The organism is Kitasatospora sp. NPDC057015 (assembly GCF_042673745.1).
In the GTDB taxonomy this organism is placed as follows: Bacteria; Actinomycetota; Actinomycetes; order Streptomycetales; family Streptomycetaceae; genus Kitasatospora.
This window is the reverse complement of record NZ_JBHUSG010000050.1, coordinates 51,462-75,439: the sequence shown is the minus strand read 5'-3', so window position 1 is coordinate 75,439 and position 23,978 is coordinate 51,462. Positions and strand designations below refer to the sequence as shown.

Annotated in this window: 20 protein-coding genes; 11 read left to right on the top strand and 9 right to left on the bottom strand. The window is 74.1% G+C overall.

Features of this window, described 5'->3' with window-relative positions; translation table 11 throughout:
• The 4 genes from ACFTWP_RS33815 to ACFTWP_RS33800 form a co-directional block, all read right to left on the bottom strand.
• Window positions 1-912, bottom strand: a 912-nt coding sequence (locus tag ACFTWP_RS33815) for an SCO1860 family LAETG-anchored protein (protein ID WP_380268813.1), incomplete at its 3' end; no start/stop codon positions are given.
• Window positions 913-1,153: 241 nt separating this feature from the next.
• A complete protein-coding gene (locus tag ACFTWP_RS33810) occupies window positions 1,154-4,030 on the bottom strand; it encodes a TIR domain-containing protein (RefSeq protein ID WP_380268812.1) in 2,877 nt (958 codons plus the stop codon).
• Window positions 4,031-4,172: 142 nt separating this feature from the next.
• Entirely contained in the window at window positions 4,173-4,850 is a 678-nt protein-coding gene (locus tag ACFTWP_RS33805; protein WP_380268811.1) for a uracil-DNA glycosylase, read from the bottom strand.
• A 78-nt stretch (window positions 4,851-4,928) separates the two neighbouring features.
• A complete protein-coding gene (locus ACFTWP_RS33800) occupies window positions 4,929-6,020 on the bottom strand; it encodes an amidohydrolase family protein (RefSeq protein WP_380268810.1) in 1,092 nt (363 codons plus the stop codon).
• Between the two features lie 190 nt (window positions 6,021-6,210).
• Here ACFTWP_RS33800 and ACFTWP_RS33795 point away from each other — a divergent pair, with 190 nt between their 5' ends.
• Window positions 6,211-7,311: a pyridoxal-phosphate-dependent aminotransferase family protein gene (locus tag ACFTWP_RS33795; RefSeq protein WP_380268809.1), complete on the top strand. Its 1,101-nt coding sequence runs from the start codon at window positions 6,211-6,213 to the stop codon at window positions 7,309-7,311.
• Window positions 7,312-7,378: 67 nt separating this feature from the next.
• Complete coding sequence (locus ACFTWP_RS33790) at window positions 7,379-8,890, top strand: MFS transporter (protein WP_380268808.1); 1,512 nt, start codon at window positions 7,379-7,381, stop codon at window positions 8,888-8,890.
• Window positions 8,891-8,929: 39 nt separating this feature from the next.
• Here the strand turns inward: ACFTWP_RS33790 and ACFTWP_RS33785 are convergent, their stop codons facing one another.
• Entirely contained in the window at window positions 8,930-9,625 is a 696-nt protein-coding gene (locus ACFTWP_RS33785) for a hypothetical protein (protein ID WP_380268807.1), read from the bottom strand.
• A 276-nt stretch (window positions 9,626-9,901) separates the two neighbouring features.
• On the opposite strand from ACFTWP_RS33785, the gene ACFTWP_RS33780 reads away from it, so the two are divergent.
• Window positions 9,902-11,494, top strand: a complete 1,593-nt coding sequence (locus ACFTWP_RS33780) for a TauD/TfdA family dioxygenase (RefSeq protein ID WP_380268806.1) — start codon at window positions 9,902-9,904, stop codon at window positions 11,492-11,494.
• A gap of 97 nt (window positions 11,495-11,591) precedes the next feature.
• Here the strand turns inward: ACFTWP_RS33780 and ACFTWP_RS33775 are convergent, their stop codons facing one another.
• Window positions 11,592-12,386, bottom strand: a complete 795-nt coding sequence (locus ACFTWP_RS33775) for a GntR family transcriptional regulator (protein WP_380268820.1) — start codon at window positions 12,384-12,386, stop codon at window positions 11,592-11,594.
• 322 nt (window positions 12,387-12,708) lie between these two features.
• Here ACFTWP_RS33775 and ACFTWP_RS33770 point away from each other — a divergent pair, with 322 nt between their 5' ends.
• The 8 genes from ACFTWP_RS33770 (at window position 12,709) to ACFTWP_RS33735 (ending at window position 21,585) form a co-directional block, all read left to right on the top strand.
• Window positions 12,709-13,878 carry an ABC transporter substrate-binding protein gene (locus ACFTWP_RS33770; protein WP_380268805.1) on the top strand — a complete coding sequence of 390 codons (1,170 nt, stop codon included), beginning with the start codon at window positions 12,709-12,711 and terminating at the stop codon, window positions 13,876-13,878.
• A gap of 8 nt (window positions 13,879-13,886) precedes the next feature.
• Window positions 13,887-14,873, top strand: coding sequence for an ABC transporter permease (locus ACFTWP_RS33765; protein ID WP_380268804.1), 987 nt, complete (start codon window positions 13,887-13,889; stop codon window positions 14,871-14,873).
• Window positions 14,861-15,688 carry an ABC transporter permease gene (locus tag ACFTWP_RS33760; RefSeq protein ID WP_380268803.1) on the top strand — a complete coding sequence of 276 codons (828 nt, stop codon included), beginning with the start codon at window positions 14,861-14,863 and terminating at the stop codon, window positions 15,686-15,688. Before ACFTWP_RS33765 ends, ACFTWP_RS33760 begins: the two co-directional genes overlap by 13 nt.
• 21 nt (window positions 15,689-15,709) lie before the next feature.
• Entirely contained in the window at window positions 15,710-16,795 is a 1,086-nt protein-coding gene (locus ACFTWP_RS33755) for an ABC transporter ATP-binding protein (protein WP_380268802.1), read from the top strand.
• A 180-nt stretch (window positions 16,796-16,975) separates the two neighbouring features.
• The gene (locus ACFTWP_RS33750) at window positions 16,976-17,659 is read left to right on the top strand and encodes an HAD family hydrolase (protein ID WP_380268801.1); all 684 of its coding nucleotides are present in this window, start codon (window positions 16,976-16,978) and stop codon (window positions 17,657-17,659) included.
• Between the two features lie 6 nt (window positions 17,660-17,665).
• Window positions 17,666-17,986 carry a DMT family transporter gene (locus ACFTWP_RS33745; RefSeq protein ID WP_380268800.1) on the top strand — a complete coding sequence of 107 codons (321 nt, stop codon included), beginning with the start codon at window positions 17,666-17,668 and terminating at the stop codon, window positions 17,984-17,986.
• 207 nt (window positions 17,987-18,193) lie between these two features.
• On the top strand, window positions 18,194-19,612 hold the full coding sequence (locus tag ACFTWP_RS33740) for an endonuclease/exonuclease/phosphatase family protein (RefSeq protein WP_380268799.1): 1,419 nt from the start codon (window positions 18,194-18,196) through the stop codon (window positions 19,610-19,612).
• A 14-nt stretch (window positions 19,613-19,626) separates the two neighbouring features.
• On the top strand, window positions 19,627-21,585 hold the full coding sequence (locus ACFTWP_RS33735) for a phosphocholine-specific phospholipase C (protein WP_380268798.1): 1,959 nt from the start codon (window positions 19,627-19,629) through the stop codon (window positions 21,583-21,585).
• A gap of 60 nt (window positions 21,586-21,645) precedes the next feature.
• On the opposite strand, the gene ACFTWP_RS33730 is transcribed toward ACFTWP_RS33735, so the two are convergent.
• Genes ACFTWP_RS33730 through ACFTWP_RS33720 form a run of 3 tightly spaced genes read right to left on the bottom strand, consistent with a single transcriptional unit; the run spans window position 21,646 to window position 23,790 of the window.
• Window positions 21,646-22,506: an ABC transporter permease gene (locus tag ACFTWP_RS33730; protein WP_380268797.1), complete on the bottom strand. Its 861-nt coding sequence runs from the start codon at window positions 22,504-22,506 to the stop codon at window positions 21,646-21,648.
• Entirely contained in the window at window positions 22,466-23,338 is an 873-nt protein-coding gene (locus ACFTWP_RS33725; protein WP_380268796.1) for an ABC transporter ATP-binding protein, read from the bottom strand. Before ACFTWP_RS33725 ends, ACFTWP_RS33730 begins: the two co-directional genes overlap by 41 nt.
• Entirely contained in the window at window positions 23,335-23,790 is a 456-nt protein-coding gene (locus ACFTWP_RS33720) for a MarR family winged helix-turn-helix transcriptional regulator (protein WP_380268795.1), read from the bottom strand. Before ACFTWP_RS33720 ends, ACFTWP_RS33725 begins: the two co-directional genes overlap by 4 nt.
• Window positions 23,791-23,978: the final 188 nt, after the last annotated feature.

Genomic DNA, 23,978 nt, shown 5'->3' with positions numbered 1-23,978 from the left:
GGCCGCCAGCGGGGCGGTGCCGCCGCCCCCGGTGGCGGCGAGGCGCCCGCCGGCCTCGGCGCCGGCCTGCGGCACCGCCTTGCCGGTGCCGGCCGGCCGGTCCGCGGCCCGCACGGCGGCGGCCGAGGTGGGTGCGGCGGAGGCGGGTGCGGCCGGGGACGAGGCGGGGGCGGCGACGGGCTTCTCGCAGCTCACCGAGGCGACCGTGATCCTGCCGCTGACCTTGGCCACGTTGAGGTTCAGCGGATTGATCTCGATCTGGACCTCCAGCGCCGAGGCGGCGGCCGTGCTGCTGGTGGTGCTGTGCTTGGAGAACTCCACCGAGACGCTGCCGATCGCGGGCACCTCCACCGTGGTCGGCGCGTAGAGGCCGACCGCGACGGGCTTGCCGAGCACGGTGAGCTTCGCCGGCGCGGTGACGTCCGCGGTGGGCGGCCCGTCGACGGGGCAGGTGACCTCCGAGCTGAGCGCCTCCAGGCCGAGCAGGGCGGTGAGCGGCAGCCCGGGCGCGTGGACGTCGGCGTTGACCAGCTTGACCGAGGCGGACGCCCCCTGGGCGTCGACCTTCGTGACGGACCTGCCGACGTCGGCCTTCACCAGGGTGACCGGGCCCTGCTGCTCGACTCCGTCGACCTCGGCGGTCAGCACGGCGCCGTCGCGCTGCGCCGGGCTCTCCACCTTGTTCAGCGAGATGTTCACCGGAACGTCCACGGTCTTGTTCAACAGGCTGACGTCCAGGTCGACTTCGGCCGTGACCGCGCGGGCCCTGCCGGCCGTCGGGCCGCCGCTCGCACCGGGCCCGCCGGCCCCGGAGACGGCCTCCGGCCCGGCCGCCCGGGCGGCGGAGGCGGGCAGCACGGTGGCCGCGAGGACCAGGGTGGCGGCGGCGACGCGGAGAGAAGAGGACAGCAAAGGAGGAACCCCCACACATGGCGAACGGGAGAGAGCGCGCCACCGATGTCACCCCGTGCGCGGGAATGCTCCGCACCGAACCGGGGGAAGGCCGTCGCTCTCGACTGCCGCCATCCTCTTCGAACAATCCGTCACATGAGCACCACGGAGCGTCAGTTCACTCCTTCGAGTGAGGTTGACGCCGGAAGCTGACCGGGCGGCGACCGCACCCCATCGAGTACGCACCGCCGGGCGGCTGGAATCACCGCGCGGGGCGGGGCGGAAGGAACGGGGGCGGGCCGATGGGCGGCGTGCTCTCGTGGGGCTTGCCGGTGAGGTAGCGCAGCAGCCTCTCGATGCCGGCTCCGTCGAGTGCGGCAAGGGGGTAGTGGGTGACGGTCCGGCCGCCCAGGAAGTCGGGAAAGTCGGCGGGGTCGCCGCCGGGGAGCAGGACCTTCAGGATGCGGCGGTGCCAGTCGTGGGGGTGCTCGTAGACCTCACTGCGGAGGTAGCCGGCCTCCCACGCCACGCCGTGGCCCACGCCGGGGTCCTCCTCGCCGTGGGCGCGCCGCCGGTACGCGGGGGAACCGATGACGACCACGAAGTCGGCCGACCGGTACTGCTCGCGCATCCACACCGGCCAGTCCCGGGGCTGCTCGGCGGCCGGCAGGTCCAGGCGCGCGTCGACGCCGTGGCGACGCAGCAGTTCCCACAGCTCCCGTACCCGCCCCGTGTGAGCGCCGCCGTCGTCCTCGTGCGCGTAGGAGACGAACACGCGCGGGGGCGCCGGCAGGCCGAACAGGGTGAGCACCGCCCCCGGCGTGACGGCCCCTGCGGAGCGCAGGCCCGGTTGCCCGGAGCCGGCAGGCCGGGCGTTCTCGGCCAGGGCGACCATCTCGTGCCGCGCGAGCCCGGCCAGCACGTCCGTCAGACGCCGCTCCCGGCCCGCCCTCAGCACCTTCTCGTGCAGCGACGCCCCGTCGAAGGGCTGGAGCACCGCCTCGGCGCGCGCTGCCGGCACGACCTGGGCGAAGACCTCCGCGAAACGCACCTCCGGGTCCCACCGAGCACCGGCGTCCGCAGCCCGCTCGTACTCCGCCAGCGCCTTGCGGGTGTCCTCCCGCAGGCGATCGACCTCCGCGCTCGCCCTCGCGACCGGATTCCGGGAGTCGTCCTCGTCGCCCAGCCCGACGGTGCGGTCCAGATGGCGCGGGAGGGGCAGTGCAACGACCCATGGGTCGCGCGTGTGCGGGTGCTGAATCGTGCGCACCACCGCGTCGTACTCCCGCAGTGTCGCTTCGAGTCGGGCTGCGACCTCGGCGTTCCGCTCCAGACGCGCGATGTCCGAACGCGCGCCGAGTCCTTGGGCGGTGCCGTTCTCGATCTCGGCCCGGACCCTGGTCCGGCCGGCATCGAGTCCCTCACACACCCGCGCGTTCAGGGCGGCCCGCTCCTGCGGCGGGACGGTCCTGCGGTCGATGTCGTCCTGCAGAGCGGCGACGACGAGGTCGCGATGGCGCAGATGGGCCACCGGCCCCCAGGTCAGGTCCGCGTGCCGGCGGAGATCCTCGGCCCGCTCGGCCACCGCGGCGGCCAGGCGGGGGAGGCCGGCGAGCGCCTTCTCTGGGCCGTCCTGGTCCAGGGAGCCGCCTCGCAGCATGCAGGCTCCGATCGTCAGGGGCGGCGAGATGTCGAGCAGCCACCCGGGCGCCTCCTGCTGGGCCTGCCGGATCCCCGCCTTGAGATGGGCGTGCAGGCCCGCCGCGGAGGCGAGCCATTCCGGGGACGCATGCTCGACACCGTAGTGGCCTGCGAGGCCGGCCAGCACCTGATCCGCCGTCACCGAGGCGTCCGCCCCCAGGGGGCACGCGCCGAGGATCGCCCACAGTGCCGCGTAGTCGCGTGCGGCGCCCACGCTGAGCGGCTCGCCCACGGGCTGCGTCCGGCCACAGACGCTCCGCCACCCGTAGCGCAGACGGTCGAACGCCCGCTTCGAGCACAGGTTCCCCGAGGGGCCGCGCCACCAGCGGAACAGCTCCGTCCGGGGGTGCACCGGACGTCGGCCGGTCCACAGGACGGCGGACTCCGCGATCCTGGTCGAGCTCGCCGCCTCAAGGCGGAACCCGAGTCTCTCCTCTGCCAGCTCCTGAAGTAACCAGGCGATGTGCCCGGGCTCGCGGGCTGCCCGGAGCCGCTCGACACGGTCCGTCAGCTGGGCCGCCTGCCGCTCGCGTGCGCGCAGCCCTTCGGCACTCACACCGAGGGGGTGTAACTCTCGGGTGAAGGCCCAGGGCACGTCCCCCGAGTCCGTCACCGTCGTGAGCTGACCCAAGGCGGCGTCCGGGTTCTCCCGCGCCGCCCGTGCGGCTTCGGTCAGCAGGCTCAGCGCCAGCCACTGACGCCGCCGCTCGGCGGGCCAGTTCCGGATGGTTTCCAGGGCCACGCGCGCCTGCGCGGCGTGGGAACGGATCTGCTCCTCGATCGAGGACCAGTGTTCCAGCGCCTCGCGGTTGAGCGCGTAGAAGTCGTCGATCCACCCCCGCACTCGATCGTAGACCTCGTCCGCGGACCGGTCGCCGAACGGCAGGACGTGGAACCGGCGGGCGCCCAGATCGGTGAACAGCAGGAGACAGGGGACCTGGCGACCGATGCCCAGCGTCTGGGCGAGCTTCCACGACTCGTCGGTTCCCGGGATGGCCCTCCTCAGCAGCGCGGCGAAGTCGTCGAAGTGCAGTTCGATCTCGTGCGCGCCGGCGAAGGGGCGGAAGACCGGGGGGCGCAGGTCGCGCCAGTCCTCCGCCTCCCAGTCGAGGGGCGCCCGGCGCCATGACTCCGGGGGCAGGCTCTGCTGCAGCAGGTCGAAGAAGCGGCGTACCAGGGGAACGCCGGGGCGCCCGCCCATGACGACGTCCTCGATGTGTTCGCGCCGAGCCCCCGAGAAGAACGCGAACCGCACCCGGTGAGCACTGCGCGCACTGAGCTCCGCGCCGTAGTGCAGCAGGAACTCCCTGGTCGCGTCACCGCTGTCGCCGAGCAACAGGATCGTCCAGCCGAATCCGTCGCTGAGCGAGCTGTCACGACCGTCCCGGCGGAAGGCGTAGCGGTAGACCCCTTCCGCGGAGTCAGCCTGAAAACCCATGCGGTCACTGTAGGTTCCGGGCGACCGCACGTACCCTCGAATCAGCGAGTCCGGGGCTCGACTCCCCGCCGGCGACGGGCCGTTACGGCCGCGCCGTGTTCCTCGCCGGCGAGACCTCCGAGGGCAGGCTCGTGGCTCGTGGCTACGGCAGGCGCCAGTCCACCGGCTGCGCGCCCTGCTGCACCAGCAGTTCGTTGGCCCGGCTGAACGGACGCGAGCCGAAGAAGCCCGAGTTCGCCGAGTACGGGCTCGGGTGCGCCGACTCCACCGCGGGCACCTGCCCGAGCAACGGTCGCAGGTTGCGGGCGTCCCGCCCCCAGAGGATCGCCACCAGCGGGCCGCCGCGGGCCACCAGCGCCTTGATCGCCTGCTCGGTGACCTCCTCCCAGCCCTTGCCCCGGTGCGCGGCCGGCTTGCGCGGCGCGGTGGTGAGGGCGCGGTTCAGCAGCAGGACGCCCTGCTGCGTCCACGGGGTGAGGTCGCCGTTGGACGGCTGGGGCAGGCCGAGGTCCTGGCCGTACTCCTGGTAGATGTTGACCAGGCTGGCCGGGATCGGCCGGACCTCCGGCGCCACCGAGAAGGAGAGGCCCACCGCGTGCCCCGGGGTGGGGTACGGGTCCTGTCCGACGATCAGCACCCGTACCGCGTCGAAGGGCTGCTGGAAGGCGCGCAGCACGTTCGGCCCGGAGGGCAGGTAGGTGCGGCCGGCGGCGATCTCGGTGCGCAGGAAGTCGCCCATGGCGGCCACCTGCCCCGCCACCGGCTGCAACGCGGTGGCCCAGCCGGGCTCGACGATCTCGTTCAGGGGACGCGGTGCCATGGTCACCACCCTATCGGCCCAGCGTTCGCCGCCCCCACCGGGCCGTACCGGCTCAGGGCCCCCGCCCGGACGGCCCGGTCAGCCGACCGGGCGCCCGCGCAGCACCACCAGCCGCGGGTCCGCCAGCACCCGGACGTCGGCGCGCGGGTCCTCGGCGTACACCACCAGGTCGGCGGGCGCGCCCTCGGTCAGCCCGTCCCGGCCCAGCCAGGCCCGGGCGGCCCAACTGGCGGCCGACAGCGCCTCGGTGGGCGAGAGGCCGGCCTTGACCAGCTCGGCGACCTCCTGCGCGACCAGGCCGTGCGCGAGGGAGCCGCCGGCGTCGGTGCCGACGAAGACCGGGATCCCGGCGTCGTGCGCCGCGCCGACCGTGTCGTAGCGGCGCTCGTGCAGCCGGCGCATGTGCGCGGACCAGGCCGGGAACCGCTGCTCGCCGCCCAGGGCGAGCTTCGGGAAGGTCGCGATGTTGACCAGCGTCGGGACGATCGCCACGCCGCGCTCGGCGAACCGCGGGATCAACTCCTCGGTCAGGCCCGTGGCGTGCTCGACGCAGTCGATGCCGGCGGCCAGCAGGTCGGGGAGCGACTCGGCGGCGAAGCAGTGCGCGGTGACCCGCGCCCCCTCCTCGTGCGCCGCCGCGATCGCCTCGGCCAGCGCGTCGCCCGGCCAGCAGGCCGCCAGGTCGCCGCGCTCGCGGTCGATCCAGTCGCCGACCAGCTTGACCCAGCCGTCGCCGCGCCGGGCCTCCGCGCGGACGTACGCGGTCAGGTCGCCCGGCTCGATCTCGTGGGCGTAGTTGCGGATGTAGCGCCGGGTCCGGGCGATGTGCCGGCCGGCCCGGATGATCCGGGGCAGGTCCTCGCGGTCGTCGATCCAGCGGGTGTCGGCGGCCGACCCGGCGTCGCGGATCAGCAGGGTGCCGGCGTCCCGGTCGGTGAGCGCCTGCTTCTCGCTGGTCGCCTCGTCCACCGCGCCGTGCGCGTCCAGCCCGACGTGGCAGTGCGCGTCCACCAGGCCGGGCAGCACCCAGCCGGTGACGGTCCTGACCTCGGTCGCGGCGGCCGGCCGCGCGAAGGTCACCCGCCCGCCGACCACCCAGAGTTCGTCCCGGACGTCCTCCGGGCCGACCAGCACCCGGCCCCTGATGTGCAGCACCCCAGCGTCGCTCATGCCCCGCACTCTACCGACGGGTCCGGCCCGGCCGGGGGCGGGCGATAGGGCAGACTGGGCGCCGGAGCCCGCCCGTTCCCGGTCCTCCGTGCACAGCCGTCCGCCCGGTGGGCGGCCCGGCGGTGCGGCGGCCGCGGCGAAGGCGGGCCCGCACAGCAGCACGGCACCAGAACCAGCGAAAGGCCGGCCCGTGAGCCCCTTCCTCGACCTCCCCCCGCTCGGCGCCGCGCAGTTCGCCGCGATCGAGGACAAGGTGGCGGCGCTGCTGCACACCGCGGCCGACGTGATCATCACCCAGGGTGAGGCGCTGCTGCCGCTGGAGGCCGCCATCCGCGGCGCCGCGCACCCGGGCAGCACCGCGCTCAACGTCGTCACCGGCCCGTACGGGCAGACCTTCGGCAACTGGCTGCGCGACTGCGGCGCCGAGGTCGTCGACCTGGCCGTGCCCTTCGACTCCGCGGTCTCCGCCGAGCAGGTCGCGCGGGCCCTGCGGGCCCACCCGGAGATCGACTTCGTCTCGCTGGTGCACGCCGAGGCCGCCACCGGCAACACCAATCCGGTCGCGGAGATCGCCGCCGTGGTGCGGGAGCACGGCGCCCTGCTGATGCTCGACGCGGTCGCCTCGGTGGCGGCCGAGCCGCTGCTGACCGACGCCTGGGGCGTCGATCTCTGCGTGATCGGCGGGCAGAAGGCGATGGGCGGCCCCGCCGGGGTCTCCGCCGTCTCGGTCAGCGACCGCGCCTGGGAGCGGATCGCCGCCAACCCGGCCGCGCCCCGCAGCTCCTACCTCTCGCTGCTGGACTGGAAGGCCCGCTGGACGGACGCCGGGCGGACCGTACTCCCCCACGCGCCGGCGCAGTTGGAGATGCTGGCGCTGGAGGCCTGCCTCGACCGGATCGCGGCCGACACCCTCGACGCCACCATCGCCCGGCACCGCGCCGCGGCCGCCGCCACCCGCGCCGGGGTCCGGGCCCTGGGCACCCTGAGCCCGTTCGTCGCCGCCGACGAGCACGCCGCCCCCGTCGCCACCACCCTGCGGACCCCGCCCGGCCTGGACGCCGCCGCGCTGGCCGCCGGCCTGGACCCCGCGCTGCCCGTCCAGGCGGGCGGCGGCGCGCTGGCGGCCGGGATGCTGCGGGTCAACCACTACGGCCGGGCCGCGTCGCTGGACGTCGTCCAGGACTGCCTGGTCGCGCTGGGCACGGCGGTGGGCGCGGCCCCGGGCGCCGCGGACGACGCCCGGGCGGCGGCGGCCGGCGCCTGGCGGGCCGCTGTCGCCCCGGCGGGCTGACGGCAGGTCAACGGGACTCCCCGCCCGCCGGGCTGCGAACCGGCCGGGCCTGTGCGAACCTACAGGGGTGCCAGACAAAAGGGAGCAAACCGTACCCGATGAGGCGGTCGGTCGCCCGGCGGGCGCAGCCCTGCTGACCGCTACCTGCGTCTCGACCCTGATCGTCAACGCCAACACCTCCGCGGTGAGCATCCTGCTGCCCGCGATCAGCGAGGACACCGGCACCTCGCTGGACACCCTGCAGTGGGCCGTGACCGGGTACTCGCTGGTCGGCGCGGCCGTGATCGTCACCTCGGGCGCCCTCGGCGACGTCTTCGGACGTCGGCTGGTCTTCCTCTCCGGGTTGGCACTGTTCATCGCCTCGTGCGTGCTGATCGCCCTCTCCGACAGCGGCGCGGGTGTGATCGCGGGCCGGGCGGTCCAGGGTGCGTCGGGGGCCACGATCCTGGCGTGCGGGATGAGCCTGCTGTCGGTGGCGACCTCGGGGCAGGGGCGGGTACGTGCCGTGACCCTGTGGGGCGCCGCGTCCGCGGTGGGCGCGGCGGTCGGGCCGCTGGTCGGCGGCCTCCTGGTGGACGGCGTCGGGTGGCAGGGCCTGTTCTGGATCGACGCGGCGATCGCGGTGGCGTGCGTCCCGGTCACGCTGGGCGGCATCGCCGAGTCCCGTGATCCCGAGCGCAGCCGGTCGATCGACTTCGCGGGGACGGTGCTGATCGCCGCGGTCCTGGCCCCGGCGCTGCTCGCGCTGAGCGAGGGCTCGGACTGGGGCTGGACGTCGGCGGGAGTCCTGGGCTGCCTGGCGGTGGCGGTACTGGCGGCCGTGGCGTTCGTCATGGTGGAGCGGCGGGTCGACGAGCCGCTGGTGGACCTGCGGCTACTGCGCGACCGGGTGCTGATCGGCGCCACGGTGGCGATCCTGCTGAGCGCGGGAGTGATCAACGGTCTGATGTACCTGGTCAGCCTCTACTTCCAGAACCCCGCCACGCTCGCGCTGAGCCCCTTCCAGGCGGGCCTGGCGACGCTGCCCGCCACCGTGGGCCTGATCGCCGTCACCCCGCTGGTGCCCCGGGCCGTCAAGCGGCTGGGCGTCGGGCCGGTGATCGGGGTCGGTTTCGCGGCGGCGACGGCCGGCTGCGCGCTGCTGGTGCTGGTGCAGGCCGACTGGCGGTACGGGGCGTTCGCCCTGCCGCTGGTGCTGCTGGCCGCCGGTCTCGGGCTCGTCAACGGGCCGGCGAGTTCGGCGTCCACCTCGTCGGTGGCCGAGGACGACGTCGGTGCGGCGTCCGGCATCTCGAACATGGCCCGGTACATCGGCGCCGCCGCGTTCACCGCGGCCGTGGCGACGGTGAACGCGTCCGTCGGCGCGTCACACCTCGCCGACGGCGCGGGGACGGCGGACGCCTTGGCGGCGGGCCTCTCCCGGGCCTGCCTGCTGCTGACCGTCGCGTGCGGGGTGGGCGTGCTGCTCTCCGTCCTGGCCGCCCGGGCCCGCCGCCGCCGGATCCGGCCCGGGGCGTACGGGGCGGCGGCGGCCTCGCACGCCCATACCGTCAGCCCCGAGGGCGCCGGGTCCGGGTGACGCGGGCGGCGACCGGGTGGCCGGCCCGGTCGGCGACGGTCAGGCGGGCACCTCGGCCAGCAGCCGCATCTCCCGGGCGTGTGCGGCGACCTCCTCGACCTCCGGAGGTCCGCCGAGCTCGTCCACCTCGCTGTACATGGCCGTCATGCTGCCGTCCGCCCAGAAGCAGACGCCGGCCACCAGGCCCTCGTCCATCGCCAGGCGTCCGCATTCCATCACCCCGCCCCGGGCGCCGGGGTCGACCGTCCGCCGCTCGGTGAAGGCCGTCGCGAACTCCGCGTCGTCGCCGGTCGCGCGCGTGCTCTCGTCCAGGGACGGGACGAAGGCGTGCCGCTCGTAGCCCTGCACGATGACCATCCGGTGCTCGCCCTCGGACGAGTGGACGGTGCCGAAGGCGGACGGGTCGGCGGCGCCCTCCCGGGCGCGCCGGCGCACGGCGAGGGTGAGCGGCGAGTCGGGCTCCAGTGCCATCCCGCGGAACTGCGCGGGGGCCTGGAAGCGGTAGGCGCCGAGCGCGGCGAAGTTGTCGGCGAAGGCGTAGCCGAAGCCGCCCAGGGCGAGGGCGACCACCACGAGGGCGGCCACCCACCGGCGTCGGCGGAGGCCGGCGGGTACACCGCGGTCGTCGGGGGCGGTGCCGTCCGGGGCGTCCGGGATATCCGGGGTGTCCGGGGCGTCCGGGGTGTCGGCGGCGGGCGCGGCGGCCTCGGCCGGCTCCTGGTCAGGCTGTTCCATCGGCGGATCGCATCAGCTGCGAGCCGTCCGGGCAAGGTCGAAAATCCCCGCTTTGGGGGTCCGCGGGGGCAATTGCCCGCATGATCGTTACCGGATCGCCTCGGCGGGAGGCCCGCCCGCCCGGCCCGGCCGCCCGCCCGGCTCCGCGTGAGCACTGTTCCCGCACCGTTCACCTCCGCGGCACCGGCTCCTCACCCGCACCCGGCAGGGTCGTCGACATCGGCAAAGTTGGCTATACAACTTTGGCCGTCCGATCGCCCGAGGAGGAGAACCCGCATGCCGCTGACCCCCCTGTCGCCGTACTGGCTGCGCGACAACTGCCCCTGCACCCGGTGCCGCGACCCGCGCAACGGGCAGAAGCTGTTCCAGATCACCGACCTGCCGGACGACCTGGCGATCACAGACCAGGACGAGAGCGCCGGCCACCTGGCGGTGCTCTGGTCCGACGGCCACCGCTCCCGCTACCCGCTGGAGTGGCTGGACGCCGAGGGCGCCGACGACGGCCGCAGCGAGGACGGCAAGCGGTTGTGGGCCGCCGCCGACTTCGCCGCGGGCCTGCCCGAGGCCGACTGGGACGCCTACCTGGCGGACCCGGCGGAACGCGCGGCGGTGCTCGGCTCGGTGCTGCGCTCCGGCTTCGCCGTGCTGCGCGGGGTGCCGGCCGTCGAGGGCCAGGTGCTCGCCGTCGTGCGGACCTTCGGGTACGTCCGGGAGACCAACTACGGCGAGCTGTTCGACGTCCGGGTGGAGGCCGACCCCAACAACCTGGCCTTCACCAGCGCCGCCATCGCCCCGCACAGCGACAACCCGTACCGCGACCCGGTGCCGACCCTCCAACTGCTGCACTGCCTCGACAACTCGGCCGTCGGCGGCGACTCCGGCCTGGTGGACGGGTTCCGCGCGGCCGCCGTCCTGCGGGAGGAGGCGCCCGAGGCCTTCGCCGTGCTGACCCGCACCCTCGTGCCCTTCGCCTTCCGCGACCGCACCGCCGAACTGCGGGCCGACCGGCCGCTGATCGAGCTGGACGCGCTCGGACGGATCCGCGAGGTGCGCTTCAACAACCGCTCGATCGGCACCCTGCGGCTGCCCGCCGCCGAGCTGGACGCCTTCTACGCCGCGTACCGGCGCTTCGCCGCCGTCACCCTGCGCCCCGAACTGCGGCTGGAGTTCCGGCTCGGCCCCGGCGACTGCCTGATCTTCGACAACGTCCGCCTGCTGCACGCCCGGACGGCCTTCGAGCCGGCCGGCCCCGGCGGCGGCTCGCGCCACCTCCAGGGCTGCTACGCCGACCTCGACTCGCTGGCCAGCACCCTGGCGGTGCTCAACCGCCGGACCGCCGCGCTCGACACCATCGCCGGGTACTTCGAGGGCGAGGGCGCCGCCGAGTACCTGGGCGAGGCCGTGACGATGGCCGAGCACATGCTGCAGGCGGGCGCGCTGGCCGAGGCCGCGGGTGCGCCGGCCCACCTGGTCGCGGCCGCACTGCTGCACGACGTGGGTCACTTCGAGGGCACCGGGCTGGAGCTGATGGCCGGCCGGGACAACCGGCACAGCGACACCGGCGCCGACTGGCTGGCGCGGTGGTTCGGCCCGGAGGTCACCGAGCCCGTCCGGCTGCACGTGGCCGCCAAGCGCTACCTCTGCACGGCCGAGCCGGGTTACCGGGCGCGGCTCTCGGAGGCCTCCGAGTACACCCTCGGGGTGCAGGGCGGCCCGATGACGCCGGAGGAGGCCGCCGCCTTCGCCGCGCTGCCGGGCGCCGGGGACGCGGTGGCGGTCCGCCGCTGGGACGAGGAGGCGAAGTACGCCGACGCGGCCACGCCCGGCTTCGAGCACTTCCGGCCGCTGCTGGCCGCCCTGATGCACTGATCCCCGCCCGCCGGAGCGACCGGCCGGCGCGGCGGCGGGATCCGCGCCGCCCGGCCGGCCGGGGGCCCGTCGGACCGGCCGGGCCGGCGCCCTGTGCTCAGTCACTCTCCCGCGCGTGCCGCGAAAGGGCCGAGGTGGCGAGCGAGTTGTGCACGCTGAAGGCCACCGTGCCCGGCAGGTAACGGTCCTGGGACCACTCCACGGGCGTGCCGGTGGGGTCGGTGGTGCGGCGGCGCTCGCGCAGCAGCGGGCTGCCGCGCCGGCAGCCCAGCAGGCGGGCGTCCTCGGCGTTGGCGGCGACCACGTCGATGGTGTGGTCGGCGTCGGTGAAGAGGATGCCGTGCTCGCGCAGCTGCTCGGTGTGCGAGACCACGTCGGCCGGCAGCTGCGCCACCAGCTCGCCCACCAGGGAGGGGTAGACCGTCCGTTCGACCATCACCGGCGTGCCCGACAGGGTGCGCAGCCGGACGGTCGCGTACACCTCGGCGCCGGGCTCCAGGCGCAGTTGCTCGCGTTCGGCGGCGTCGGCCGGGCGGCGGACGAGGGAGTCCAGGATGCCGCCGGGCTCCTCGCCCATCGAGCGGGCCCAGTGGGTGAAGCTGAGCAGCTCGGAGAAGCTCTGCACGCGGGCGTTGCCGAGCACCACCCGGCGGGTGCCGCGGCGCGAGGTGACCAGGCCGTCCGAGCGCAGGACGGCCAGCGCCTGGCGGACGGTGCCGCGCGAGACGCCGTACTGCTCGGCCAGCGCGCCCTCGGCGGGCAGCCGCCCGGCCTCGCCGAACGCGCCGGTGGTGATGGCCTCGCGGAGGTCGGCGGCGACCTTGCGGTAGAGGGCGGCGCCGCGCTCGGTTCCGGCCGGGCCGGGTGCGGACTGGTCCGGTTCGAGTGCCACGTCAGTCAAGGTCCCTCCTGGGGCGGTGTCCTGCGCTGCCGTACCGGCGCGGACAGGCTGACCTTATCCGTTGCGCCTTCGAAGCATCGCACCATTCCGATCACCGGCCGCCGAGCGGATTCGACCGTTCCCGCAGCCGCCCCCGGTTCTCGGGCATCCGTTCACCTTCCCGTCACCGGACTCCGGCGTACTTACCCCCGTCGGCAAAGTTGGCTAGTCAACTCAGCCCGGCTCAGCTTCCTGAGCCGGACGGCCAGCCGGGCCGGCCCCCACTCTCGAAACGCATCCCTCGCAGTACGCCCCCTGATCAGGAGACTGACTCGTGACCGTGCACCGTGCCCGTGCCGCCGCCTTCGCGGCCGTTCTGACCGCCGCCGCGCTCTCCCTCTCCGCCTGCGGCTCCGCGGGCTCGACCGCGAAGTCCGGCGACGCCGCCAAGGCCGGCACCAAGGAGGCGAAGGACGCCACCTCCGCCGCCGACCTCGGCGGCCTGGACGCGCTCGTCGCGGCCGCCAAGAAGGAGGGGAAGCTGCACGTCATCACGCTGCCCCGGGACTGGGCGAACTACGGCAAGATCATGGACTCGTTCAAGGCCAAGTACGGCATCGAGATCGAGGACGAGAACCCGGACGGCTCCAGCCAGGACGAGATCAACGCGATCACCTCCCGCAAGGGCCAGGACCGCGCCCCCGACGTCGTGGACCTCGGCAGCGCCTTCGCGCAGTCCGCCGCCAAGGACGGCCTGCTGGCCCCCTACAAGACCGCGAACTTCGACAAGATCGCGGACACCATGAAGGAGTCCACCGGGCTCGCCGTCAACGACTACGGCGGCTACGTCTCCATCGGCTGCGACGCCAAGAAGATCGCCAACTGCCCGAAGACCTTCGCCGACCTGCTCAAGCCCGAGTACAAGGGCCAGGTCGCGCTGAACGGCAACCCGACCAAGTCCGGCTCCGCCTTCGGCGGCGTCTACGCGGCCGCGCTCGCCAACGGCGGTTCGCTGGACAACATCCAGCCCGGCATCGACTTCTTCGGCAAGCTGAAGCAGTCCGGCAACTTCAACCCGGTCGAGTCGACCCCGGCGACCATCGAGAAGGGCGAGACCCCGATCAGCATCGACTGGTCGTACCTCAACGCCGGCTACACCGACGAGTTCAAGGCCAAGAACATCGACTGGCAGGTCTCCGTCCCCAACGACGGCAGCTACGCCCAGTACTACAACCAGGCGATCAACAAGTGGGCCCCGCACCCGGCGGCCGCCCGCCTGTGGCAGGAGTACCTCTTCAGCGCCGAGGGCCAGAACCTCTTCCTCGGCGGCTACGCCACCCCGGCCCTCTTCGACGCCCTGAAGAAGGACGGCACCCTCGACGCCGCCGCCGCCGCCAAGCTGCCGGCCGTCGAGAAGCCCTTCACCACCTTCCCGACCCAGGACCAGATCGCCGCGGCCAAGAAGGTCGTGACCGAGAACTGGACCAAGGCGATCGCGGGCTGATCACCACCATGACCACGGCTCCCACCCCGGCGCCGACCCCCGCCGCCACTGACCACAGTGGCGGCGCGGGGGTCACCGGCACCGCCTCAGCGACCTCCCCCACCGTTCCCGCCCAGCGCACGCCCGGCCGGCACGCCCCCGGGCGCCGCCGCCCGCGGGTCGGCGGCTGGCTGGCCACCGTCCCGCTGCTCGCCTTCTTCGCGATCAGCTTCGGCCTGCCCGCCGTCGCGATCGCCATCGGCGCCTTCACCGCCTCCAGCGACGCCGAGACCGGCGCCGGCCAGTTCACCACCGACAACCTCACCGCCTCGGTGCAGGGCGCCTACTGGACGGCCCTGCTCAGCAGCGTGAAGCTGTCCGCCCTCACCGCCCTGCTCGGCACCGTGATCGGCCTGCCGATCGCCCAGGCCGTGGTGACCTCCCGCTACAAGGCCGTCCGCGAGGCCGTGCTCTCCGCCTCCGGCGTGCTCGCCAACTTCGGCGGCCTGCCGCTCGCGTTCGCCTTCGTCGCCACCCTCGGCAACGCCGGCGAGCTCACCAAGCTGCTGCACCTCACCGACCACGGCTGGAGCCTGTACTCCTTCACCGGCCTGACCGTGGTCTACCTGTACTTCCTGGTGCCGCTGATGGTGCTCAGCATCACCCCGGCGCTGGACGGCCTGCGGGTGCAGTGGCGCGAGGCGGCGCACAACAACCGGGCCACCACGCTGCAGTACTGGCGTCACGTGGCCCTGCCGATCCTCTTCCCGTCGCTGCTCGGCGGCTTCGTGCTGCTGTTCGGCAGCGCCTTCGCCGCCTACGCGACCGCCGCCGCGATGGTCGGCGCGACCGTCCCGCTGATCAGCCGCTCGATCGCCGACGCGCTGTCCGGCAACGTGCTGGTCGGCCAGGGCAACCTCGCGCTCGCCCTCAGTCTCGACATGATCGTGGTGGCCGCCCTCGTGATGGCCGTGTACCTGCCCCTCCAGCGCCGGAGTGCCCGATGGCTCAGCTGATCTCAAGGCTGCGCCTGTGGCGCGGCGCCGTCCTGCTGGTCGCCGGCACCTACTTCCTGCTGCCGATGGCCGCCTCGGTCTACTTCAGCGTCGACGACCCGAAGGGCTTCACCTTCGAGGCCTACACCGGCCTGCTGAGCGCCCCGGGCTTCACCGACAGCCTCTGGCTCACCCTGCAACTGGCCGTGGTGACCGTGCTGGTCGTCCTGCTGCTGCTGGTGCCGGCGCTGATCGCGGTCCGGCTCGGCTCGCCGAAGCTGCGCCCGGTGCTCGAAGTGGTCTGCACGCTCCCGCTGGTCGTTCCGCCGGTGGCGCTCACCGCCGGTCTGATCGGCGTGCTGCGCTGGGGGCCGGACTACCTGATGGACACGCCGTTCTTCCAGACCTTCGTCTTCGTCCAGGACCCGAAGTTCCCGCTGGTGCTGGTGATCGCGTACGTGCTGATGTCGCTGCCGCTGGCCTACCGTGCGCTGGACGCCGGCCTGCGCGCGGTGGACGTCCGCACGCTGGTCGAGGCCGCCCGCAACTGCGGGGCGAGCTGGCCGCGGGCGGTGTTCACCGTCGTGCTGCCGAACCTGCGCGGGGCGCTGCTGAACGCGTCCTTCCTGACCCTGGCGCTGGTGCTCGGCGAGTTCACCTCCGCCTCGATCCTGGGCTACCAGCCGTTCGCGGTGTGGATCTACTCGGTCGGCAACAGCCAGGCCCAGATGTCCGTCGCGGTCTCGGTCCTCAGCCTGCTGATCACCTGGGTGCTGCTGCTCCTGCTGGCCGCCGCCGGCCGGGAGCGTCGCCACCGCACGCCCGCCCGCCCCTGACTCCGTTAGCGAGAAACCCTCATGACCACGGTTACCGCCCCCGTTGCCGGCGCACAGCTCGCGCCCGGCAGCGCGACCGTCGAATTCCGTTCCCTGCGACGCTCGTTCGGCGCCACCACCGCGCTGGACGGCCTGGACCTCACGGTCCACCCGGGTGAGCTGCTGGCGCTGCTCGGCCCGTCCGGCTGCGGCAAGACCACCGCACTGCGGATCCTGGCCGGCTTCGAGCAGCACGACGGCGGCCAGGTGCTGGTGGACGGCGAGGACATCACCCGGATCCCCGCGCACCGGCGCGACGCCGGCATGGTGTTCCAGTCGTACAGCCTCTTCCCGCACCTGACGGCCGCCGACAACGTCGCCTTCGGCATGCGGATGCGCGGCGTGGCCAAGGCGAAGCGCCGCGCCCGCGCCCTGGAGCTCCTGGAGCTCGTGGGCCTGCCGCAGCACGCCGACCGCTACCCGCACCAGCTCTCCGGCGGCCAGCAGCAGCGGATCGCGCTGGCCCGCGCGCTGGCGCTGGAGCCGCGCGTGCTGCTGCTGGACGAGCCGCTGTCCGCGCTGGACGCCAAGGTCCGCCTGAGCCTGCGGGAGGAGATCCGCCGGCTCCAGCAGGAGCTGGGCATCACCACCCTGTTCGTCACCCACGACCAGGAGGAGGCCCTGTCGATGGCGGACCGGGTCGCCGTGCTGCGCGCCGGGCGCCTGGAGCAGTGCGCCACGCCGTCCGAGCTGTACGCCCGCCCGGCCACCGCGTTCGTCGCGGAGTTCGTGGGCACCATGAGCCGGATCCCCTGCGAGCGCGCGGGCGACGGCGTCGAGGTGCTCGGCCGCCGCCACCCGGTGGACGGCGAGATCCCCGCGGACGGCGAACTGCACGTGCTGGTACGGCCGGAGAACGTCGGCCTGACCCCGGCCGAGAACGGCCCGGCGCTGGTCGTCGGCGCCTCCTTCCTGGGCGCGGTCACCCGGCTGACGGTCCGGCTCGCGGACGGCACCGAGGTGAAGACCGACGTGCCGACCGAGGCCGCGGCCGCCCTGCCGCTCGGCAGCACCGCGGAGATCACCCTCCCCGAGCGGCCCGTCCTGGTGGACCGCCGCCCCGTCTGAGAGCCTCGCCCCGGGAGCCCGGCCGGCCCGCGCCGGCCGGCCGTCGGCGCCGGCAGCCCCCGGGCCGCCGCAACCGGCTCCACGCGCACCGCCCACGACCGCCGCGACCCCGCACCGCCCGCACCGCCCGCACCGCCCGCACCGCCCGCACCACTCGAAGCGCCCGAAAAAGGTACCGCCATGCCTGAGTCCGCCCTGCCCTGGGCACCGCCCGCCGCCGTCCTGTTCGACATGGACGGCACCCTGGTCGACACCGAACACCTCTGGTGGCAGGCCGCCTCCGAGCTGGCCACCGAGCTGGACCTCGTCCTCACCGACCGCGACCTGCCCGAGGTGCTCGGCCGCGCCGTCGAGCACACCGCCGCCCACCTGGCCCGCAGCAGCGGCACCGCGCGCACCGAGGCGGAGCTGGTCGAGCGGCTCGGCGACAGCTTCGCCGGCAAGGTGGCGGCCGAGATCGTCCCGCGGCCGGGCGCCCTCGCGCTGCTGTCCGCACTCCGCGCGGCGGCCGTGCCGACCGCCCTGGTGTCGGCCTCCCCCCGCCGGGTGGTGGACCTGGTGCTCGGCAGCATCGGCGCCGAGTGGTTCACCGTCACCCTCGCCGCCGAGGACACCGAGCACACCAAGCCCGCCCCCGACCCGTACCTCGCCGCCGCCGACCTGCTCGGGCTCGACCCGGCCAGCTGCGTCGCGGTGGAGGACACGCCGACCGGTGTCGCCTCCGCCCACGCGGCGGGCTGCGCCGTGCTGGCCGTCCCCTCGGCCGTGCCGATCGGCGCCGCCCCCCGGATCACCCTGCTCGACAGTCTGGAACAGGCCGACCTCGCCCTGCTGGGGAAGCTCGCGGCGGACCGGGCGGTTTGACGGGTCATGCCCTATCTCCTGCTGAGCTTCGCCATCGTCAGCGAAGTCTGCGCCACCAGCTGCCTGAAACTCACCGAGGGCTTCACCAGGCTCTGGCCGAGCCTCGGGGTGGGGGTCGGCTACGTGCTGTCCTTCGTCCTGCTCGGGCAGGCCCTGAAGCACATCCCGGTCTCCGTCGCGTACGCCGTGTGGTCCGGTGCGGGCACGGCGGCCGTCGCCGGGATAGGCGTGCTCGCCTTCGGCGAGAGCCTGGGCCGGGCCCAGTGGTTGGGCCTGGCCCTGATCGTCGTGGGTGTGGTGGCGCTCAACCTGCGCGGCAGCCACTGAGGCCGTCCGGTCACCGAACCGCCCGTCGGCCCGCCCCCTCGGATCCCCGCCCACGGCTCCCCGACTTCTGTGGTGCGCACAAGAACCTCTGCTGGTACGGGAGTTGGGGCAGCTCCCGACAGCTCGTCACCCTCCGTTCACGCGCACTACAGCAGGCCTCGGGTCAATAGGTCCAGTTGTACAACCAACTTGACCTGAAGGATCCCCGTGGCCACAGGCAGCACCCTCACCCTCAGCACCCCCGCGAGTCCGGTCGAAGGCGACAAGCTCACCTTCCACTGGACCACCGGCGCGCCCGACGCCAAGAACTGGGTCGGCATCTACGACGGCACCCGGCTGCCCGGCACCGGGTCGTCCCTGCTGTGGAAGTACACCCCCGGCGCCTCGGGGGACGTGCAACTGGACACCTCCGCGCTGACCGGCGGCCCGTACACCGCCTACCTCCTCGCCAAGGACGGCTACGGCATCCTGGCGCAGACCGCGCCCTTCACCTTCCGCCCCAAGCCCACCGTCGTCCGCCCGCACGCGGTCGTGGACGCGCTGACCGCGACCGCGGTGGCGCCCGGCGCTGCGGTCGTCGTGAAGCTCGGCAAGCTCTGGGCCCGCCCGGCGGGCAACCCCACCGGCACCGCCACCTTCTCCCGGATCGGCGGCGACTCCTGGCTCTCCGTCGCCGCGGACGGGACGGTCGGCGGCACCGCGCCCGCCACCGCCCCCGCGCACCCGGCCCAGGTCGTCGTCGGCGTCAAGGACAGCGCGGGCGCCACGGACGCCGTGACCGTCCTCGTCCCGGTGCGGGCCGCCGGCTCGCCGCTGCGGCTCAAGGCCGCCGCCTGGAGCCTGTGGGACGCGGGCACCCACGTCAACGACGCGCTGGAGAAGCAGCTCCGGGTCGTCCTCACCCAGGGCCTGGACGTGCTGGCCCTCCAGGAGACCGCCGGCACCGCCGCCCAGGCGCTGGCCGACGCCCTCGGCTGGTACGCCTACCAGAGCACGGGCAGCGTCGGCATCCTCAGCCGCTACCCGCTCACCGCCGTCACGCCGGTGACCTCGGCCCTGCCGGCCGCCGGCGTGACCCTGCAGCTGCCGGGCGGGCGGAGCGTCCGGTTCTGGGCGGCGCACCTCAGCGAGACCGGCTACGGCCCGTACGCCGTGCAGGACGGGCAGAGCGCGGCCCAGGTGGAGGCGGCGGAGAACGCCTCCGTCCGGCTCCAGCAGGCCAAGGCGCTGGCCGCGGCCGTCAAGGCGGACATCGCGACCGGCGTCCCGGTGCTGCTGGGCGCCGGCCTCGCCTCCCCCTCGCACCTGGACTGGACGGCGGCCACCGGTCGGCCGCTCAACTGGCCCGTCACCGTGGCGCTCCAGGCCGCCGGCCTGGTCGACGCCTTCCGCAGCGCGCACCCCGACCCGGCGGCCCTGCCGGGCGACACCTGGTCGCCCACCCGCAAGGTCCGGGGCACCAAGCCGGAGCCGCAGGACCGGATCGACCAGGTGCAGTTCGCCGGCCCGCTCACCCTCGTCGAGGCCCACACCCTGGTCACCGGCCGACCGCAGGCCGACCCGGCCACCGCCGCCAACGAGTGGCCCTCCGACACGGCCGCCGCCGTCGCCACCTTCACCCTCTGAGAGGCCGGCCCACCATGAACGAGCTCTCCCGCCGCACCTTCGTCGGCGCCACCGCCGCGGCCGGTGCCGCCGCCCTGATCGGTCTGCCCGCCGAGTCCGCCACCGCCGCCACGAGCACCTCCGGCACCGTCGCGGACGTCCGGCACGTGGTGATCCTGATGCAGGAGAACCGCAGCTTCGACCACTACTTCGGCACCCTGAACGGTGTCCGCGGCTTCGGCGACAAGCAGGCCCTGCAGTTCCCGGACGGCGGCAACGTCTTCCGCCAGCCCGACTCCGGGCGCAGCGACGGCGGCGCCATGCTGCCGTTCCGGATGGACACCGCCAAGTACAACGCGCAGAACGCCGGCGGCCTCGCCCACGACTGGGCCACCGGCCACCAGGCCATCAACAACGGCGCGATGAACAAGTGGATCGCCGCCAAGGGCGAGCGCGCGATGGGCTACTTCACCCGCGCCGACATCCCCTACCAGTACGCCCTGGCCGACGCGTTCACGCTCTGCGACGCGTACTTCTGCTCGCTCGCCGGGCCGACCGACCCCAACCGGCTCTACCTGTGGACGGGCACCGCGGGCCCCGGCCGGGACGGCACCACCGGCCCGTGGATCGACAACACGCCCGTCACGGACAACCCGGTCGCCGACTGGACGACCTACGCCGAGCGGCTGCAGGCCGCGGGGGTGAGCTGGCGGGTCTACCACAACCCCAGCAAGGACGACCGCACCGGCGACTACGACGACAACGCCCTCTCCTACTTCAAGCAGTTCCACAACTTCCCGGCCACCGACCCGCGGTACGTCAACGCGATGACCAAGTTCGATCCGGCCGCGTTCGACGCCCACTGCAAGGACGGCACGCTGCCCACCGTCTCGTGGCTGGTCGCGCCCTACCTGTTCTCCGAGCACCCCAACGCCGGGCCGGCCTACGGCGCGCACTGGGTCAACACCGCGCTCCAGTCGCTGATGTCGAACCCGGCGGTGTGGCAGCACACCGTCTTCCTGGTCATGTACGACGAGAACGACGGCTACTTCGACCACATGGTCCCGCCGACGCCCGAGGCCGGCACCCCCGAGGAGTTCACCCAGGGTCGCGCCATCGGCCTGGGCAACCGCGTCCCGCTCTGGGTGGCCTCCCCCTGGTCGCGCGGCGGCTACGTCAACTCCCAGGTGTTCGACCACACGTCGGTGCTGCGCTTCCTCGAACAGGTCACCGGGGTCGCCGAGCCCAACATCTCCGCCTGGCGCCGCGCCGTCTGCGGTGACCTCACCAGTTGCTTCGACTTCACCGCCCCCGACTACTCGATACCCCAACTGCCGGACACCACGGCCCTGATGGCCCGGGCGGACGCCGGCACCAAGCTGCCCGCCGTGGCGCTGCCCGCGAGCGGCACCCAGTCGATGCCCGTCCAGGAGACCGGTCCGCGGCCGCACCGCAGGCTGCCGTACCGGCCCTGGGCGGAGGCCTCGGTCGACCGCGCCACCGGTGTGGTCACCTGCACCATGACCAGCGGCGGCACGGTCGCGTTCCCCTTCACCGTGTACCCGAACATCGCCTTCGCGTTCGCCGGTACGCCGTTCACGGTCGCCCCCGGCACCCCTCGCACGTACACCTGGGACACCGCCGCCACCGACGGCCGCTACGACTTCACCGTGCACGGCCCGGACGGCTTCGTCCGCCGGTTCGCCGGCTCGGTGGTGCCGCAGGCGCAGGACGACGTGGCGGTGCCCTCGGTCTCCGCGGCTCCGGCCGCCGACCGGGCGACGGTCACCGTCCAGCTGGCCAACGACGGGCAGACGGAGGTGCTGTTCACGGCCGCACCGAACGACTTCGCGGGCACGGCGCAGACCGCCTGGGTCGCCCCCGGCGGGCGGGCGACCATCGCCTGGCCGCTCGACCAGGGCCGCTACGACGTGACGGTGACCGCCGCCACCGGCACCCGCTTCACCCGCCGCTACGCGGGCACCCTGCACTGAGCCGGGGCCGGGCCGGGCGCCGCCCCCCTCGCGGGGGCGCCGCTCGGCCCGGCCGGGCGTTCAGCGGGCGAGGCGGCCCATCAGGCCGGAGGCGGCGGCGATGCCGGCCAGGGCCGCGAGGCAGAGCACGCCGAAGTCCAGCCAGAGGTGGGCGGGGGTGCCGAGCAGCAGGCCGCGCAGCGCGTCGACCTGGTAGCTGAGCGGGTTGGCCAGGCTGACGGCCTGGAGCCAGCCGGGCATCACGGCGACCGGGTAGAGGGCGTTGGAGGCGAAGAACAGCGGCATGGTGATGGCCTGGCCGATGCCCATCAGGCGGTCGCGGGTGAGGACGATGCCGGCGATGGACATCGAGAGGCAGGAGAAGAAGGCCGATCCGAGCACCACGACCACGACCACGCCGAGCAGCCGCAGCGGGTTCCAGGTCATCGCGACGCCGAGCACGGCGGCGATGACGATCACCACGACCGCCTGGATCACCGACTTCACCCCGGCGGCGAAGGCCTTGCCGGCCACCAGGGCGGCGTGCGGGGTGGGGGTGACCAGGAGTTTGGCGAGCACCCCCGAGTCGCGCTCCCAGATGATCATGATCCCGTAGAAGATCGCGATGAACATCGCGGACTGCGCGATGATCCCCGGGGCCAGGTAGTCGAGGTACGGGATCCCCTCGGTCGGGATCACCCGCAGCCGGGTGAAGGTCTCGCCGAAGATCAGCAGCCAGAGCGCCGGCTGGACGGCCCTGGTGTACAGCTCCGTCCGGTCGTGCCGGAGCTTCTGGAGTTCGACCACGCACATCGCGCCGACCCGGGCGGGCAGGACCCGCCAGCCGGAGCGCACCCTCGGCGGGGTGCCGAGCAGGCCGACGGACGGAACGGCCGGGGTCTCAGCCGACCCGGGACGCGGTGCGACGGGTGTTGCGGACATCGCGGAACTCCCCTCCTGCCTGGTCGTCGGTGAGGCCGCTGCCGGCGAAGTGCCGGAAGACGTCCTCCAGGGTGGGCGGCGGGCCGTCCGCCGCACCGGCCCCGGCGGACTCCGCCCGCCGGTCGGCCAGTTCGGCCTTGAGCCGGGCCGGTGTGCCGAGGGCGCGGATCCGGCCCCGGTGCATCAGTGCGAGGCGGTCGCAGTACTGGTCCGCCTCGTCCATGTAGTGGGTGGTGACCAGGACGGTCATCCCGGTGGCCGCCCGGACCTCGGTGAGGCGGTCCCAGACGCTGGTCCGGGCGATCGGGTCCAGCCCGATGGTCGGCTCGTCGAGGATCAGCAGCCGGGGTGCGCTGACCAGCGCCTGCGCCAGCTCCAGCCGGCGGACCATGCCGCCGGAGTACGTCCCCGCCATCCGGTCGGCGGCGTCACCGAGCCCCACCGCGTCCAGCGCCTGGACGATCCTGGGCGCCCGTTCGCGGCGCGGTACGTCGTAGACCCGGGCGAAGAGTTCGACGTTCTCGCGCCCGGTGAGGTTGGCGTCGGCGGAGAGCTGCTGCGGGACGTACCCGAGCAGGCGCCGGACGGCCATCCGCTCCCGCGCCACGTCGTGCCCGAAGACCCGGACCATGCCGGCCGGTACGGGCAGCAGCGTGGTGATCGCCCTGATCGCCGTCGTCTTGCCCGCGCCGTTGGGGCCGAGCAGCCCGAACACCTCCCCCGGGGCGACCGTGAGGTCCACGCCGTCGACCGCCCTCGCCCCGCCGAAGCTGTAGACCAGGCCGGTACAGCTCACCGCGTCGGCCGTCCCCGTGCCGATGTGGTCGGTCATCGCGCCGCCTCCTCCTCGTGCAGGTTCGCGGCCAGCCTGCGCAGCGCGGGCAGCGCCGCCGCCAGGCAGGCCCGGTCCTCGTCCGACAGCCGGTCGAGCTGGTCGCGCAGCAGGGCCGCGCGGCGCTCCTCCCAGGCGCGCAGCCGCGCGGCGGCGGCCGGGGTGACCCGGAGCAGCGCCGCCCGGCCGTCCTGCGGGTCGGGCTCGCGGCTCAGCATGCCCAGCCCCACCAGCTGGCGGACCAGCGTCGACACCGAGTTCCCGGCGAGCCGCAGCTCCTCCGCCGCCTCCGAGACCCGCAGCCCGGGCCTGGCCCCGACCAGCCGCAGCAGCTCGACCTGCGCACCCCGCAGCCGGGGCTCGGGCACACCGCGCCGCAGCCGGCGCCGCACCAGCCGGTTGATACCGACGAGCAGCCCTTCGAAGTCGGCGGGGAGTGCCGAGTCGTCCATACCTTCGATTTTAGCTCTCACTGAGAGCAAAAAGCGCGGGGAAACCCGAACTCGCCCCCGCACGCGCCGGAGCCCCACCACTCCCGGGCGACTTCCAGGGGTGGCGGGGCTCCGAAGGAGGCGGCCGGGTCAGACGGCGCCGAACTCGCCGCGCGCGGCGGCGGCCACGAACGCCTGCCAGGCGCCGG

Excerpts from the sequence above, each read along its gene's own strand:
- ACFTWP_RS33785 (WP_380268807.1), bottom strand. The coding sequence starts at position 9,625 with ATGGAACAGCCTGACCAGGAGCCGGCCGAGGCCGCCGCGCCCGCCGCC.
- ACFTWP_RS33800 (WP_380268810.1), bottom strand. The coding sequence starts at position 6,020 with ATGAGCGACGCTGGGGTGCTGCACATCAGGGGCCGGGTGCTGGTCGGC.
- ACFTWP_RS33760 (WP_380268803.1), top strand. The coding sequence starts at position 14,861 with ATGGCTCAGCTGATCTCAAGGCTGCGCCTGTGGCGCGGCGCCGTCCTG.
- ACFTWP_RS33725 (WP_380268796.1), bottom strand. The coding sequence starts at position 23,338 with ATGACCGACCACATCGGCACGGGGACGGCCGACGCGGTGAGCTGTACC.
- ACFTWP_RS33810 (WP_380268812.1), bottom strand. The coding sequence starts at position 4,030 with ATGGGTTTTCAGGCTGACTCCGCGGAAGGGGTCTACCGCTACGCCTTC.
- ACFTWP_RS33720 (WP_380268795.1), bottom strand. The coding sequence starts at position 23,790 with ATGGACGACTCGGCACTCCCCGCCGACTTCGAAGGGCTGCTCGTCGGT.
- ACFTWP_RS33780 (WP_380268806.1), top strand. The coding sequence starts at position 9,902 with ATGCCGCTGACCCCCCTGTCGCCGTACTGGCTGCGCGACAACTGCCCC.
- ACFTWP_RS33805 (WP_380268811.1), bottom strand. The coding sequence starts at position 4,850 with ATGGCACCGCGTCCCCTGAACGAGATCGTCGAGCCCGGCTGGGCCACC.
- ACFTWP_RS33730 (WP_380268797.1), bottom strand. The coding sequence starts at position 22,506 with ATGTCCGCAACACCCGTCGCACCGCGTCCCGGGTCGGCTGAGACCCCG.
- ACFTWP_RS33745 (WP_380268800.1), top strand. The coding sequence starts at position 17,666 with ATGCCCTATCTCCTGCTGAGCTTCGCCATCGTCAGCGAAGTCTGCGCC.
- ACFTWP_RS33765 (WP_380268804.1), top strand. The coding sequence starts at position 13,887 with ATGACCACGGCTCCCACCCCGGCGCCGACCCCCGCCGCCACTGACCAC.
- ACFTWP_RS33755 (WP_380268802.1), top strand. The coding sequence starts at position 15,710 with ATGACCACGGTTACCGCCCCCGTTGCCGGCGCACAGCTCGCGCCCGGC.
- ACFTWP_RS33735 (WP_380268798.1), top strand. The coding sequence starts at position 19,627 with ATGAACGAGCTCTCCCGCCGCACCTTCGTCGGCGCCACCGCCGCGGCC.
- ACFTWP_RS33750 (WP_380268801.1), top strand. The coding sequence starts at position 16,976 with ATGCCTGAGTCCGCCCTGCCCTGGGCACCGCCCGCCGCCGTCCTGTTC.